The sequence below is a fragment of the Pseudomonas sivasensis genome, from assembly GCF_013778505.1.
Lineage (GTDB): Bacteria > Pseudomonadota > Gammaproteobacteria > Pseudomonadales > Pseudomonadaceae > Aquipseudomonas > Aquipseudomonas sivasensis.
Genome location: NZ_JAAOWU010000013.1, coordinates 159,787 through 174,920, shown reverse-complemented (window position 1 = coordinate 174,920; position 15,134 = coordinate 159,787). Strand labels below are relative to the sequence as shown.

The following is a 15,134-nucleotide window of genomic DNA, read 5'->3' as shown; positions in this document are numbered from 1 at the left end:
TTCACCCTACCTTTGGGGGTTATTGGCGACGAAAGAACAACGTGACCTGGCCCCATTCCACGCCGAACTTGGTCATGCTCGACCGGTTGATCATCGTGTCCTCGTCCATCAGGTACATCCAATCGTCAAAGCTCACCTCGTATACCGAGCCCTCCACCGGGAGGTTGAGCCGGTAGCGCCAACGCAACGCGTTCCCGGCGACCTCGCCGATGGCCTCGCCGACCACATCACCGGCCCGTCCGCGCCAGCGTCCCGGGCCATCGGGCGTAAGGGTCCACACACGGCGCTGGCGAGTGCCGTCGCTGTACAGGAATTTTTCGTCGAGAATTAATTTGTCGCCCTCGCGATGGCTGGCGATATCCACTTCAAAACGCTTGGCGACTTCGCCCGAGCGTTTCTCAAAGATGCCCCAGGCCTTGACGGGTTTGCTGAAGAAGCGCTCAAGGTCCAGCTGTGGTTTCTGGTCGGCGTAGTGATCGACCTCCACATGGCTGCAACTCGCCAAGCTCAACGCCAGCAACAGTGAAACCAGCAGACGCGTCATTGCGCGGCTCCTTGATCGTGCGAGGCGTGGTGCCAGCGCTCCAGCGTTGATAGTTGTACAGAATTTTGTATTTGTACAGGTTTGCGGACGAGAAAATCCTGGGCATAAAAAAAACCGGCCTCAAAGGGCCGGTTTCTTGGGCATCCCCCGCCAAAACGATAGTGGCGTGGGTGCTATGTCTGAGTGGAGCGGGTAGAGGGAATCGAACCCTCGTCGGAAGCTTGGGAAGCTACTGTTCTACCATTAAACTATACCCGCTCAGAGCGGCTGACTTTGTACCAGATGTTCACATGGATTTGAAGTTTTTCTTTGAAAATGTGCAGGTTGCGGCGAAGGCGGCTGATCCTTCGCCACAACGAGCCAGGCCATGAATCATCATTTCAAATCGCAAATGCATGCTGTGCCTGACCTTGGTGATAACGCAATCGGCTGACCTGCCGCTCCGGTTTCAAAAAGCCCACCACCGCCTCCCGGCTATCCTTGCACGCTGCCTTATGCTCCATGTCCAGAAAATGCCCCGTCGCCTGGATAGTGCTGAAGCTGCTGTTGGCCACGTAGTTGCCAAACTGCCTGGCGTCCTGAGCGCTGGTGTATTCATCCCATTCGCCGTTCAGGAACAGCACCGGAATATCGATCGCCTTGGCGGCCTTGAGGTAGCACAGTCGGTCGCTGGTGAGCACTTGGCTGATGTGAAAGTGCATCTGCCCGTATTCGTGTTCGGCCAGGCTGCTGACGTGTTTGTAGTTGAAACGCTTGAACAGCGATGGCAGGTGTTTGCCGATGGTGCTGTTAACAAGGTGGCCGACGCGGTCGCGGTCAAGGTTGCCGAGGTAGTCGACACCCCGCTCCAGATAGTCGCGCATGGGTGCGTTGATCACCGGGGAGAACGAGCTGATCACGGCCTTTTCCACGCGGCGAGGGCGCTGGGCGAGGGCGACGAGGGTGGCGGCGCCGCCCCAGGAAAACGACAGCACATGCTCGGCGGCAAAGTGGTCGATGAGTTCCAGGAGGATCTGGCCTTCGACTTCTTTCGTCAGCATCTGCTCATGACGGTTATGGATTTTTGAACGGCCGGCGTAGGGCTGGTCGTACAAAACCACGTTGAACTGCGGGTGCAGGCTTTTCACGGTTTGGGCGAAGGATGCCGTGGTGGCCATTGAGCCGTTGACCAGAATGATGGTCTTTTCAGCCTCGTCCGCGCGATAGAACTCCGTGTAAACCCGATACTGACCCTGTATATCCAACACAGCGATTTCTGGCCTCATGTCGTAAGACTCCTGGCAAGCGGGTAGGGCGCGCAGATAACTCTGCACGAGCTTTGTGACAGGTAGGCATACGCCTGAAAAATGAAGGCCCATGTCGGTCCGGTGACGGCTGGCCGACGGGTGTTGTTATGGCGGGCTGTTTGCCTGGAAGGCCCGTGGAATAAAGCGCGGGCGTGGGCAAGGTGTTTCTTGGAGGTTATAGGCGACTCGCCAGTCATATTTAAACTGGTGAGCTTGATTCAAGCACAGACTCGGGATGTCGCAAGGCCTATAAATGGGTTTTTGCCATCACCGGCTGAACGGTCATCAGACCTGGAGGATTTCCTGAAGCGTCAACGGCCGATATTCGCCCGGCGCCAGTGCAGCATCCAACTCAAGCGGTCCCATACGTTCGCGATGCAAGCTGATCACCTTGTTATTGAAGTGCCCGAACATGCGCTTCACCTGGTGATAGCGGCCCTCGATGATGCTCAGCCGCGCGGTCGTCGGCCCCAGCAGCTCCAATTCGGCTGGCTGGGTGGTGAGGTCCTCAAACGCAAAATACAGGCCCGCCGCGAACGTGGTCGCGTACTCGGCGCCGATGGCCTGTTCAGTGGCAACGAGATAGACCTTGGGCAACTTGGTCGTCGGTTGCGTCAAGCGGCGCGACCACTGGCCGTCATTGGTGATCAACATCAGGCCGGTGGTGTTGAAATCCAAACGGCCTGCGATATGTAAATCCGCTTTGTCCGGCTCATGCAGCAGGCCCAGCACCGTGGGGTGTTGCGGGTCTGAGGTCGCACTCACACACCCCTGGGGCTTGTGCAGCATGAAATAACGCGCCGGTTTGCCCGCCTGTAGCACGTTGTCGTCAACGCACACGCGGCTGAATTCCCGTACGTCATGGTGAGGGTCGCTGACGATCACCCCATCGACGCTCACGCGCCGTTCTACCAATAGCAGACGCACCTGCTTGCGATTGAACTGCGCTAGGTTGCTGAGGAAACGGTCAACTCGCATCGCGGCGACGCAACTGTTCATCGACTTGGGCGCAGCGCGGGCAGAGGCAGGCTTTGTTGCGCAGTTCATCCGGCAGCGCTTCAAGTACGGCGGGGTCGATGGTGACGCTGTAGCACCAGCAGGCCTGGTCGGCCGTGCGTGGGTCGGCCAGGGTGCAATCGTTGCGGGCGCCGCAGGCGGGGCATAGGGTTGGCGTGGTCATGGAGTGGGCTGATCGGGCAAGGTTCGCTTGGCCTTGCACGATACAGCGCCAACCCACGGCAGGCTACTTAGAGCTGGAACTTGCTGACCAGCACATTGAACGAGGTGGCCAGGCGTGACAGGTCCTGGCTGGAGGCGTTGGTCTGGTGGGCGCCGGCGGCGGTCTGGGTCGACAGGTCCTGGATGTTGAGCAGGTTGCGGTCCACTTCACGGGCCACTTGCGCCTGTTCCTCGGAGGCGGAGGCGATCACCAGGTTGCGCTCATTGATCTTCGCCACGCTGGCGGTGATGCGCTCCAATGCCTCACCGGCGTTCTGAGCCAGGGTCTGTGTGTTGTTGGCCCAGGTCAGGCTCTTGTTCATCGCGGCCACGGCGTCATCGGCGCCGACCTGCACTTCGCCGATCATTTTTTCGATGTCGACCGTGGAGATTTGGGTTCGATGAGCCAAGGCGCGGACTTCATCGGCAACCACCGCGAAACCGCGACCTTGTTCGCCCGCACGAGCTGCTTCGATGGCCGCGTTGAGGGCCAGTAGGTTGGTCTGGTCGGCGATGCCGCGGATCACATCGATCACCTTGCCGATTTCACGGACCTGGCCGGCAAGATCGGCGACCGATTGGGTGGAGTCGTTGATCTCGACCACCATCGAACCCATGCCGGACACGGCCTGGGCCACTTGCTCACGGCCCTCTTCGGCTTCGGTGGTGGCTTGGCGCGAGGCTTCTGAAGTGGACACGGCGTTGCTTGCCACTTCGTCCACCGCGGCGGTCATCTGGTTGACGGCGGTGGCGGCTTGTTGGATTTCGTCATTCTGGCGGGTGAGGCCACGGCTGCTTTCATCGGTGACCGCACTCAGTTCTTCGGCGGCCGACGCTAACTGGTCAGAAGCGTTGGCGATTTCCATCAGTGTGCTTTTCAAACCACCCTGCATATCGGACAGCGCCATCAGCAGTTGCCCGGCTTCATCGGTACGCTCGGTGACGATGGCTTGGGTCAGGTCACCTTTGGCAATGCGTTGTGCGCTCTCCACGGCCTGGGCGATGGGGCGGGTGATCAGGCGGGTGATCAACACACCAATGGTGATGGCGATAATGAAGGCAAGCACGATGCCGCTGATCATCCAGGTCAACGCGCTGTCGCGCAGCTCATCAGCGGCGATAGAGCCTTCTTTGATCTGGCGGTTGTTGGACTCGATCATCACGCGGATCAAGTCGCGTGCCTGGCGGAACATTTCATTGTTGGTGCTGTTGAGCTGTGCGCGGGCCTGGTCGAGCTGATTGCTTTCGAGCATCGACATGATGCGTTCGGAGCTGCTGATGTAAGCGGGCCACAGCTGGTCGAGCTTGTCGCCTGCTGCCCGTTCGTCGTCTTCCAACGGGGTGGCGCGGTAGATCTTGTAGGCAGCCTGGCTGTTCGTGAGTTCTTTGGCGATGTCCTGGCGCACGCGGTCGCGGTCTTGCTGGGACACGTCGCCCTGGCTGGCATCCATCAACCGGTATAAGCCCCGGTTGTGGGCGACCAGGCCGTTGAGGGTGGCCGCGGTGTTGCTCACGGAAACCAGATTGTTCGAAAACGTCAGTTCGAGTGCGTTGGCGAGGCGAACCACACCCTTGATACCCAGTAAACCCACGCCCAGGGTGACGACTGCGCACAGTAGAAAGGAGAGCAACAGTTTGGTTGAAATCTTCATGGCTTAAATCCGAGGTCATATGGGTAGAGTGCTCGCGCTAGAGCCTCCTTGGCATTGTGCGATGTCATAGTGACACTATCCAATTATTTAAAGTTTCAATACATCCAAAAATGTTCCATCCAGTTAAAAACTCCGACCAATGGGCAATTTTGGGCGGATGACAAATCTGGCGGATGCAGATGTATCAATCTGTTACCAAAACGCACCAGATTCGGTTTTTGATGTCAGATATTTCGTCATTCAGTGAAAGCTGAATGCCGCCCTCCCGCGTCGCTGGAGGTGCTCTTTCGCGGTCCAGGAGGCCGCCATGTATCGACGACTGCTGCTCAGCGCTTTACTCGGTCTGACCCTTTCCGCTTGTGTGCCCTACTACGATGGAGGCCAGAGCTACTATCGATCCGAGGTCTATACCTCACCGGCGCCGGCGTATTACTACGGGGGTGGCTCGGCGTATCAATATCGCCGTGATTACTACCCGTCGCCGCGCTATTACGCACCAGCACCGCGTTACTACTCGGCGCCGCGTTATTACCAGCCGGCACCACGCTATTACCCGGCTGGGCCGAGGGCCGGTTACCGGCCTTATCCGAACCAGGGCTGGGGCGAACATGGGGGTAATGGCAGACACGGACGCGATGGACGCGATGGAGGTCATGGCGGTGGCCGCGGCGGTCACCGTTGATCTGAGTTGAATGCAAACGGCGCAGGAAGCGCCGTTTTTTGTGGGAGAAAACAATCAGTAATCGGACAAGTCCGCCAGCGGATGGCGACCCTCCCACGCCTTATGAAAGTGCGCCTGTACCACGGCGTCCGGGACTGTATTGATATCTGGCCAATGCCAATGGGGTTTCTGGTCTTTATCGATCAACCGCGCGCGTACCCCTTCGCTGAATTCAGGGTGACGGCAGCAGTTGAGGCTCAGGGTGTATTCCATCTGGAACACTTGGGCCAGGGATAAATGCCGTGCGCGCTGGATCTGTTCCCACACAAGGTGTGCAGTCAGCGGGCAGCCTTCGCTTAGAGTCTTGCCGGCGCGGCTGAACAGCGGGTCGGCGTGGTCGCGCAGTGGGCTCAACGCTCGCCAGGCACAGCGCACATCGCCCACGTCCAGCCATTCGTCGATTTGCGCTCGGCGCGGCAGCCATTGGGCTTCGGGCTGCTGGCTGACAGCCTCTTGGGCCAGGGCCTTGAGCAGGCTGTTGAGTTGCATCGCGGTCTGTTCCTGCCAATTGAGTTGCAGCAGGCCATCAAGCAGTTCGTCCTGTTGATCGTCGCGCAGGAAACGGTCGGCCAGACCCAGGTCCAAGGCGTCACGGCCGTTGATGTACGCGCCGGTGAGGCCCAGGAATAGACCGAGCTTGCCCGGCAGGCGCGACAGAAACCAACTGGCGCCCACATCCGGGTACAGGCCGATGCTGATTTCGGGCATCGCCAGCCGACTGCTCGGCGTGACGATGCGTATGGCCGCGCTTTGCAGCAGGCCCATGCCACCCCCCAGCACATACCCGTGGCCCCAGCAGATCAGCGGTTTAGGGTACGTATGCAGGCGGTAGTCGAGGCGGTATTCCGCGGCAAAAAACTGTGCACCCAGGGCGGGCACTTCGCCGGGTTGTTCGAGGCAGGCCATTGCCAGGCTGCGTACCTCGCCACCGGCGCAAAAGGCCTTGGGCCCGTTACCGCGCAGCAGCACGCAGACGATGTTCGGGTCTTTGGCCCACGCATCCAGGCGATCGCTCAAGGCCAGGATCATCGGCAGGGACAGGGCGTTGAGGGATGCTTCAGCATCAAGGCTGGCGATGCCGACGCGGGCGCCGTCGCTGCCGGTGAGCTCTTCGAAGTTCAGGTTCATTGTGACCTCATTCGGGAGGGTGAAGGATCAGTATGATCGCTTCGTGGGAAAGTGCCGATGGTGTGTCAGATCAATTGACAAGCAAGGCCGGCTTTCCTAGGGTTCGCCTCATTCTTTTTTACAAGACAATTCAACTATGACCGAAGGCGACCGTATCAAACTCGAACCCAGCTGGAAACACGCCCTGCGTGATGAGTTCGATAAGCCCTACATGGCTCAGTTGCGCGAGTTCCTGCGCCTGGAGCACGTAGCCGGCAAAGAGATCTACCCGCCCGGCCCGCTGATTTTCAATGCGCTCAACTCCACGCCTCTGGACAAGGTCAAGGTCGTGATCCTCGGCCAGGACCCGTACCACGGCCCCGGCCAGGCCCACGGTTTGTGTTTCTCGGTGCAACCGGGCGTGCCGACGCCGCCGTCATTGGCCAACATCTATAAAGAGCTCAAGCGCGACCTGAACATCGACATCCCCAACCATGGCTGCCTGCAAAGCTGGGCCGACCAAGGCGTGTTGTTGCTCAACACCACCATGACCGTGGAGCGCGCCAACGCCAACGCTCACGCGGGCAAGGGTTGGCAGTTCTTTACCGATCGGATTATCGAAGTGGTCAGCGAGCACCAGCCTCATTTGGTGTTCCTGTTGTGGGGCGCCCATGCACAAGGCAAGCAGAAACTGGTCGACGCCACCAAGCATTTGGTACTGACGTCAGTGCATCCGTCGCCGCTGTCTGCGTATCGAGGGTTTCTGGGGTGCGGGCATTTCAGCCGTACCAACAAGTTTCTTGAGCAGAATGGCGAGACGCCGATTGAGTGGCGGCTGCCGCTGCTGTGAGGGGGCTTGGGTTATTCCGGGAGGGCTTGCGCCAGTAAGAGAGCCATCTGTTTGGCGGCGTTGTGATCGGATTGGTAGAGCTGTCGGAAAGCGAGGTTACAAGCGGTGAACTCACTCTGGGCGCTGCATTTGAAGGTCACCAGTTGCTGTGCGACCTTTCGCGTCGCGACGTCGGTTTTGTCCGCCGCCAAGGCTTCCAGCGCAACCCAGAGCTCTATCAGTGCAAGCGCTCGACGTGAGGTGAGGTCTTCATGGTTCAGCTGGAAAAATTCGATATTGGTGACCGCCCGTTCATAGGCGTGCCCGTTTTGCTGCGCCGGAACCGCTAATACGCCATCAAAAGTAATGATCGTTTGCGGGTCGTCCACGTCAACCGTTGAGATCGGATAGAGCAACAGCGCTAACTCGTTGCCCATTTGTGCGGGGTCGGAACCTTGCACATCGCGATGGCCGCGGATGGGGAAAAAGTTTGATTTCAGGGTTGAGTTGCAACGGGTGCAGGCAATCGCATAGTTAAAGTGATGATAAGCGAGCTTGTAGTACCCCGTTGCGCTCGCTGCGCCGGTGGCCCAGTTAAGGTGTATGGTCCAGGCCTGGATACTGGACTTGGGGCGATAGTGCTCCACTTCGTGGACTTTGCTCGCCAGCACCGAACCCTGAAGTTTGGTTTCGCAATATGCGCATTTTTCATATTGCAGCGCTATATAGACGGTTTTTATCTGGCCCCAGAACTCAGTACCGCCGGTGTATTTACCGGCAGCCACGTAAGTTCCAGTACGTGCCTTGGCACGGCCAAGCCAGGTTTTATTTCGCTCTTTGATTTGTGCAATGAGATCTTTCTCCAGGATTGGATAACGGATCATTTCTTGACGCCTTCCCCGTTCTTTCTTCGCTTAGGCGCAGAAGTGGTCGGTGCTGAAGCGGGCTGGTCGAACCCTAGGCCGGTTGCCATAAGTTTCAGGTAGCTGGCGCTGGCGTCGCGATTCCCGGAAACGGCACTGCGTGCCAGTTCGTTGAGTTTGGTTGACGTAGGCTCGGCGCGAGTACTGTCCAGGCCGAAATAGGGCGAAAGCAGAATCTGTTCGGAACTCTTGCCCCTCACATGTTCGGGCAGCCGCTTTATGAGGGTTGAACCTTCCTCCTGACTCAGCAAAAAGAGGTTTTGTGACATCAATGAACCCACCACCAATGGGCTGTGGGTGGTGAAGATGAACTGAACGTTGGGTAAGGCTTTTGCCAGAGTGGGGACTACCACTTTTTGCCATTCAGGGTGTAAGTGCAGATCGATTTCGTCGACCATTACAACACCTCGCATTTCCCTTAGTTTCAGCCCTGTCGCGACACCCTGGCAGACATGAAACAGCATGTCGCCTATCCAGCCAATATAAGCCCTGAACCCATCGGACAAGGCTCGGAATGGCAGCACAATGCCGTTCATTTCAAATAAGTTTTCGTTTTCCTGCACCGTTTTCTGAATTTGACAGTTCAGAGGCAGCAGATCGTTTATCAGGTTGATGACTTGGGTGTATCGGCCTTTGTTGCTTTTGGCGTATTCAGGCAGCCAATAGGACAATGGCATTAGCGTGACGTGTTCTTCGAAGAGGCTGGCAACCCGTTCATAACGGCGCAGGCGCGATTTTTTACGTGCACTTTCATCTACCCTGGCGGAGGCTTCAACACTTCTGCTCGCCCCATAACCCACAATGAAAAACGCAGGATTGTCTTCGTTGAACTGAAGAAACTCGACCGTATTCTCGATATCGCGTGGGGACACTTTGCTGCGCATGCGCTCAGTGGAGCCGAAGGAACTGATTTGGGTCTTCAGCGAAAATTGATCGGGCAGCGGGTGGTCTGTCTGCTTCGGATTTTTTTCTTCGTCAGTCGAAAGGAGCGTTGCAGTAATAGTGGCGGGAGGCGTTTTTTTTTCAGCGGCGTCAGTACGACGAACCAGGCCTTCGGGAACAAAGCCGGACCCTCCGCTGAGCAACGGCCCCAGCACCGACAATGCGACTGCACGCAATACGCTGGTCTTGCCGAGGCCGTTATCTCCCAGCAAGACATTCACGTTAGGGTATTGGATCTGTAAGTTACTTGTGGCGGGCACATTGAAGTCGAGCCCTACGGCCTTAAAAGACCGTAAGTTCTCTATCTGTAACTTTTGAATATGCATGGAATCCACCTCTTCCGAAGCCGCAGATGGTAGCAAAGTTTCATCTGGGTGCCAGGCAAAGGCGTCTATTTAGTGCATCGGCTGGCGGTTCCAATGCCGGAACAACGGCTCCGCCAAAAACAGCACAAACAACAATCGCATTACCTGCATCGCCGTCACCAGCGGCACCGACAGTTGCAGGGTTTCGGCCGTGAGGCTCATCTCGGCGATGCCGCCGGGCATCATGCCCAGGGTCAATGAGCGCAGGTCCAGGTGGGTGAGGGCACTCAAGCCCACCGCCGCCAGCGTCGCCAGCGCCATGGTCAACGCCGTGCCGATCAAGGTGCGAACCATGAACGACGGAGCGCGCCGGAAGAACTGACGATTGAAGTGGCAGCCCAAGCCGCTGCCGATCAGCCATTGGCCAATCTGGCTGCCGCCGTCAGGTAACCCGATGTGCAGGTCCCACACCACGCTGGCGGTGGCACTCACCAACAAGGGGCCGAACAACCAGGGGTTTGGCTGACGCAAACGCTGCCAGCCCCAGGCTACCAGCGCACCCAGAGGAAACAGCAACGCCAGCCACGCCCAACTCACCGGTGCCGGATGAAACTGCGGCGCGCCGCCCTCCAGCAAATACTTGAAAATCGCTGGCACACACAACACCACTACCAGCACCCGCAGGCTCTGGCCCGCTGCCACGCGGCTGAGCACCGCGCCATTGCGTGCGCCGAGGTTGACCATCTCACCGGAACCGCCCGGCATGCTGGAGAAAAACGCGGTGGCGCGGTCTTCACCGCTGCGGCGCATCAGCCACACGCCGACCACGCTCGACAAGCTGGTGACCAGCGCGCCGAAGAAGATCAGGCCGAAGTGGCTCATCACCTGTTCAATCACCAACGGGGTGAAGTGCAGGCCGATGCCGATGCCCACTACCCATTGACCGCATTTGCGCCCGCCGGGAATCTCCGCCAACTGCCATGGCGTGAGGCAACGCACGAGGATGATCGCCAGCAACGAACCGACCATATACGGCAAAGGCCAGCCGACCAGGCTGGCCAGGTAACCGCCGGCCAGACCGACCAGCGGCGTTCCCCACCATTGTTTAAAGGTGACCTCAGACATCGGCCACGGCACGACGCTGTTGGGCACGTTTACGCCAGATACGCAGCAACGGTACAAACAGCATGATGGCGGTCAGTACCCAGACGCCAAAGGTGATCGGGCTCGACCACAGGATTTCCAGCGCACCGTTGGAAATCGACAGCGCACGGCGCAGGTTCTGCTCCATCAGGCCACCGAGGATAAAGCCCAGCAGTACCGGCGACAGCGGGAAATCCAGCTTGCGCAGGATGTAGCCGAAGATGCCGATACCCACCATCAGGAACAGATCGAAGGTGGTGGCGTGCACCGCATACACACCGATCGCTGTGATGATGGCGATCACCGGCACCAGCGCCCAGTTCGGCACGGCAAGAATGCGCGTGAAGATGCGGATCATCGGGATGTTGAGGATCACCAGCATGATGTTGGCGATAAACAACGAGGCGATCAGGCCCCAGACGATGTCCGGTTGCTGTTGGAACAGCAGCGGGCCAGGGGTGATGTTGTACAGCGACAGAGCACCGATCATCACCGCCGTGGTGCCCGAACCCGGTACACCCAGTGTCAGCATCGGTACCAGGGCGCCACAGGCGGAAGCACCGATGGCCGTTTCCGGCGCGGCGAGGCCACGCATGTCGCCCTGGCCGAATTTGCCGCTGGCACCGGCCAGGCGTTTCTCGGTCATGTAAGCGACGGCCGAGGCCAATGTCGCACCTGCGCCGGGGAGTACACCCATGATGAAGCCGAGCAGGCCGCAGCGGATGTTCACCACAAACACCGAACCCGCTTCCTTCAGGTTGAACATCATCCGCCCGGTGGCCTTCACCGCTTCCTGGCCACGGTGAGTTTTTTCCAGCAGCAGCAGGATCTCACTGATGGAAAACAGGCCCAGCACCAACACCACAAACTGGATGCCGTCGGTGAGGTGGATGTTGTCGCCGGTAAACCGGTACACGCCGCTGTTGGCGTCAATACCCACTGCCGAGAGGAAGAGGCCGATCAGCGCCGCAACAAACGTCTTCAGCGGTTTGTCACCGGCCATGCCACCCAGGCAGACAATCGCAAACACCATCAGTACGAAATATTCCGCCGGACCGAAGGCAATTGCCCATTTGGCCAGCAGCGGCGCAAACAGCACCATGCCGCAGGTAGCGATAAACGCGCCGATGAACGAGCTCCATGCCGACAAGGACAACGCCACGCCAGCCAGGCCTTTACGGGCCATCGGGTAGCCGTCGAGGGTGGTCATCACGGTCGACGCTTCGCCCGGAATGTTCAGCAGGATTGAGCTGATACGGCCGCCGTATTCGCAACCCAGATACACGGCCGCCAGCAGGATCAACGCCGATTCCGGCGGCAGGCCCAGGGCGAATGCGATGGGGATCAACAGTGCTACGCCGTTGATCGGGCCCAGGCCCGGCAACAGGCCGACCACAGTGCCGATCAAGGTGCCGCAGAGGGCGGTCACCAGGTTGTAAGGGGACAGTGCAACGCCGAAGCCCTGGCCCAAATAGCCGAAAGTATCCATATCAGTTCTCCAGAACGTCGAGCAGGCCGAGGGGCAGCGGAACATCCATGGCTTTATCGAACAGCAGATAAAGACCAATGGCCATCAGGCTGACGATCACCACGCTGGGCACCCAGCGGCCGCCGTACAGACGCGCCATGGGAATGCCGATCAGCATGCTGCTGAGAATGAAGCCGAGGGGTTCGAAGGTGGCGGCAAACACGATCAACAGGGCTACGCAGATGCAGATCTTGATCAGGGTCTGGCGGTCCAGCGCCGGTTCTTCCTCGGTGTGCTTGGTAGGTTGCGGGCGAAACAGCATGTAGATCAGTGCCAGGCTCATCAGCCCTAGCATCAGCAGCGGGTAGGCACGAGGCCCCACCGGCTCGTAGGAAAATGCCGCCTGATACGGCCAAGCCATCAATGCAAGGCCGGCACAGGCCAGCAACAGCACAGCGGCAAAAATGCGTTGTAAGAGCATGTAGAACTCCTGGGCCGCGCCCCTTGTGAAAGAGGGCGTGGCCGCACTTGGAAGGCGGGGCGATTACTGGATCAGGCCGAACTCTTTGGCCAGTACTTTGTAGTCAGCCACCTGTTTCTTCACGTAGGTGTCCAGCTCCGGGCCGGTCATGGCGAACGGGAACAGCTCACGCTGGTCACGCAGCTTGGCGAACTCGTCCGAGGCCAGCAGTTTGTCGAACGCCTCTTTCCACCAGGCATAGTCGGCATCGCTGACTTTTGGCCCCAGGTAGAAACCGCGCACCACTGGCCAGACGATGTCGTAGCCTTGCTCCTTGGCGGTCGGAATGTCCTTCATTTCTGGCTCGTCCAGCCGCTTCTCGGAGAACACCGCCAGCAGGCGCATATCGCCACTCAGGATGTGCGGCATGGAGTCGGAGATGTCGGTACTGCCCACCTGGATGTGACCGCCGAGCAGGGCAGTAGCGATTTCGCCGCCACCTTCAAGGGCGACATAACGCAGCTCGCGCGGGTTGATCCCGGCTGCCTTGGCGATCAGTGCCGTTTGCATCCAGTCCTGGCTGCCGACGGTGCCGCCGGAACCGATCACCACGCTGCCCGGATCTTTCTTCAAGGCTTTGACGAGATCGTCGAGGGTCTTGTAGGGCGAATCACTTTTCACTGCGATGGCGCCGTAGCTGGTGCCAACTGCCGCCAACCAACGCACGGCGCTTTCATCAAAACGACCGAACTTGCCTTGCGCCAGGTTCAACAGCGAACCGCTGGACCAGGCCACCAATGTGCCGGCATCTGCAGGGCGCTGGGCGACCACCGCGTTGTAAGCCACCGCGCCCACGCCGCCCGGCATGTAGGTCACGCGCATCGGCTTGCTGAGCAACTTCTCGTTGACCAGCGCGCTTTGCGCCAGTTTGCAGGTCAGGTCAAAACCACCGCCGGGGGAGGCCGGGGCGATGCATTCCGGGCGCTTGGGTTCATCGGCAGCCAGCAGTTGGCCGGCGAACAGCATGCAGCCGGCGGCGAGGGCAAATTTACGCAGTGAAAGGGTCATGGTTATCTCCGTCTTTATTGTTGTGAGGTTCTACTTCCAGAGCACACTTACCAAAGGGCAACGCTGTAGCTGACCAGCACGCGCATTTCATCCGCGTCACGGGCTGAATAGTTGGAACGGTACGTGGCGTTACGCAGGCGTACAGCGACGTCTTTGAACGTGCCGGTTTGCACCACGTACTTGATTTCGGTGTTGCGTTCCCACTCTTTACCGGTCTCGCCGTTCTTGAGTTTGATGTTGTCACCCGACAGGTAACGGCTCATGAAACTCAGGCCGGGAATGCCCAGCTTGGCGAAGTCGTAGTCGTAGCGCGCCTGCCAGGAGTGCTCGTCGGCGCCGGCAAAGTCGTTGATCTGAACGAAGTTGACCAGGTACGGGTCACTGCCATCCACATACGGGAAGGCGCTGTCGCCGGACATGTGCTGGTAGCCGGCGCTGAGCTTATGGCCATTGAGGGCATAGCTGAACAGGCCGTTGAGGGAGGTGTTGTCGATCTTGCCGCCACGGGCTGCACCGGTGTCATCACTGATAGCCAGGCGCAGGTCAGTGGCGAAGGTGCCGGGGCCCATCGGGCGTGCGGCCACCAGGCCGAGGAAGTGCTGGCGGTAAACGTCGTCGAGCTGGGCGAAGTGGTAGCTACCGGTGATCTTGTCGGCGAACTTATAGTCCACGCCACCGAAGTTGAAATGCTTGCCGGTGGCGCCGCTGAGGAAGCGGCTGTTCTTGTTGTTGAGGGCGATGTCCTCGTAATTGCTGTCGTCGCGGTCCTTGGCCTTGTCCAGGCGACCGCCGGTGAACGTCAGGTTCTTGAACTCCTTGGAAGTCAGCAGGCCGCCGTTGAACGTCTGCGGCAGGATGCGGCCGTCGTTGGGCTTGAGGATCGGCAGTTCAGGCATCAGCGAGCCGATCTTCAGCTCGGTGGCGGAGATCTTAACTTTGCCGGTCAAACCCAGCTTGGAGTACTCATCGGCGGCGCGACCATCGTCATGGGTCGGTAGCAGGCCGGTACCGGTGCGGTCGGGGCTGGAGTCGAGTTTGACTCCGAGCATGCCCAGCGCGTCGACGCCAAAACCGACGGTGCCGTCGGTGTAGCCCGATTGCAGGTTGAGCATGAAGCCCTGGGCCCATTCGTCGCGCTTGGATTGCTGTGCGCTGGTGCCGTCGCGAAAGTCGCGGTTGAAGTACATGTTGCGGGTTTCCAGGGTCGCGCTGCTGTCTTCAAAGAAGGCAGCCTGGGCAAGCGGCGAAAAGCCGCCAAGGGCAGCGGCACTGGCAAGGGCGGTGTGGGTCAGGCGGGAAAAACGAACAGGCGGGCAAGCCTGGGGCTGGGTCGACAGCATCGTGTTGCACTCCGTTATTGTTCTTATTTTGGCGAAAACGCATCGAGGCGTTTTTCGGTCGCGACTCATCTGGTCGCTCGGCGGGCATGACCCACCTTGGCTGGATGCTAAAGGGCGAAGCTTTCACT

Annotated in this window: 15 protein-coding genes and 1 tRNA gene; 2 read left to right on the top strand and 14 right to left on the bottom strand. The window is 59.1% G+C overall.

Annotated elements, in window-relative coordinates:
- Positions 1-19: 19 nt before the first annotated feature.
- The 6 genes from G9Q84_RS20685 to G9Q84_RS20660 form a co-directional block, all read right to left on the bottom strand.
- Positions 20-544 (bottom strand): DUF3833 domain-containing protein, encoded by a 525-nt coding sequence (locus G9Q84_RS20685; protein ID WP_032888513.1) that lies wholly within the window; start codon positions 542-544, stop codon positions 20-22.
- A gap of 184 nt (positions 545-728) precedes the next feature.
- Positions 729-802: transfer RNA gene (locus G9Q84_RS20680), tRNA-Gly, on the bottom strand.
- A gap of 122 nt (positions 803-924) precedes the next feature.
- Positions 925-1,809 (bottom strand): alpha/beta fold hydrolase, encoded by an 885-nt coding sequence (locus G9Q84_RS20675; RefSeq protein ID WP_099601362.1) that lies wholly within the window; start codon positions 1,807-1,809, stop codon positions 925-927.
- A gap of 306 nt (positions 1,810-2,115) precedes the next feature.
- The gene (locus G9Q84_RS20670; protein ID WP_181644012.1) at positions 2,116-2,808 is read right to left on the bottom strand and encodes a pseudouridine synthase; all 693 of its coding nucleotides are present in this window, start codon (positions 2,806-2,808) and stop codon (positions 2,116-2,118) included.
- On the bottom strand, positions 2,798-3,010 hold the full coding sequence (locus G9Q84_RS20665; RefSeq protein ID WP_099601364.1) for a cysteine-rich CWC family protein: 213 nt from the start codon (positions 3,008-3,010) through the stop codon (positions 2,798-2,800). The genes G9Q84_RS20670 and G9Q84_RS20665 overlap by 11 nt, the downstream gene beginning before the upstream one ends.
- A 67-nt stretch (positions 3,011-3,077) precedes the next feature.
- Positions 3,078-4,700 carry a methyl-accepting chemotaxis protein gene (locus tag G9Q84_RS20660; RefSeq protein ID WP_099601365.1) on the bottom strand — a complete coding sequence of 541 codons (1,623 nt, stop codon included), beginning with the start codon at positions 4,698-4,700 and terminating at the stop codon, positions 3,078-3,080.
- 307 nt (positions 4,701-5,007) lie between these two features.
- Between G9Q84_RS20660 and G9Q84_RS20655 the strand changes: the two genes are divergently transcribed.
- Positions 5,008-5,382: a hypothetical protein gene (locus G9Q84_RS20655; RefSeq protein ID WP_095184064.1), complete on the top strand. Its 375-nt coding sequence runs from the start codon at positions 5,008-5,010 to the stop codon at positions 5,380-5,382.
- Positions 5,383-5,436: 54 nt separating this feature from the next.
- Here G9Q84_RS20655 and G9Q84_RS20650 read toward each other — a convergent pair whose 3' ends face one another.
- Entirely contained in the window at positions 5,437-6,549 is a 1,113-nt protein-coding gene (locus G9Q84_RS20650) for an enoyl-CoA hydratase/isomerase family protein (protein WP_181644011.1), read from the bottom strand.
- Positions 6,550-6,685: 136 nt separating this feature from the next.
- On the opposite strand from G9Q84_RS20650, the gene ung reads away from it, so the two are divergent.
- The gene (gene ung / locus G9Q84_RS20645; protein WP_095184066.1) at positions 6,686-7,378 is read left to right on the top strand and encodes a uracil-DNA glycosylase; all 693 of its coding nucleotides are present in this window, start codon (positions 6,686-6,688) and stop codon (positions 7,376-7,378) included.
- Positions 7,379-7,389: 11 nt separating this feature from the next.
- Here the strand turns inward: ung and G9Q84_RS20640 are convergent, their stop codons facing one another.
- The 7 genes from G9Q84_RS20640 to G9Q84_RS20610 form a co-directional block, all read right to left on the bottom strand.
- Complete coding sequence (locus G9Q84_RS20640; RefSeq protein WP_181644010.1) at positions 7,390-8,241, bottom strand: HNH endonuclease family protein; 852 nt, start codon at positions 8,239-8,241, stop codon at positions 7,390-7,392.
- Positions 8,238-9,548: an AAA family ATPase gene (locus G9Q84_RS20635; RefSeq protein ID WP_181644009.1), complete on the bottom strand. Its 1,311-nt coding sequence runs from the start codon at positions 9,546-9,548 to the stop codon at positions 8,238-8,240. Before G9Q84_RS20635 ends, G9Q84_RS20640 begins: the two co-directional genes overlap by 4 nt.
- A gap of 69 nt (positions 9,549-9,617) precedes the next feature.
- On the bottom strand, positions 9,618-10,652 hold the full coding sequence (locus tag G9Q84_RS20630; protein WP_032889255.1) for an AbrB family transcriptional regulator: 1,035 nt from the start codon (positions 10,650-10,652) through the stop codon (positions 9,618-9,620).
- Positions 10,645-12,159 (bottom strand): tripartite tricarboxylate transporter permease, encoded by a 1,515-nt coding sequence (locus G9Q84_RS20625; protein ID WP_032888527.1) that lies wholly within the window; start codon positions 12,157-12,159, stop codon positions 10,645-10,647. Before G9Q84_RS20625 ends, G9Q84_RS20630 begins: the two co-directional genes overlap by 8 nt.
- A 1-nt stretch (position 12,160) precedes the next feature.
- Complete coding sequence (locus G9Q84_RS20620) at positions 12,161-12,619, bottom strand: tripartite tricarboxylate transporter TctB family protein (protein WP_032888529.1); 459 nt, start codon at positions 12,617-12,619, stop codon at positions 12,161-12,163.
- Positions 12,620-12,682: 63 nt separating this feature from the next.
- On the bottom strand, positions 12,683-13,672 hold the full coding sequence (locus G9Q84_RS20615) for a Bug family tripartite tricarboxylate transporter substrate binding protein (RefSeq protein WP_163033161.1): 990 nt from the start codon (positions 13,670-13,672) through the stop codon (positions 12,683-12,685).
- A 41-nt stretch (positions 13,673-13,713) separates the two neighbouring features.
- Positions 13,714-15,006, bottom strand: a complete 1,293-nt coding sequence (locus tag G9Q84_RS20610; RefSeq protein WP_181644008.1) for an OprD family porin — start codon at positions 15,004-15,006, stop codon at positions 13,714-13,716.
- Between the last annotated feature and the right edge of the window lie 128 nt (positions 15,007-15,134).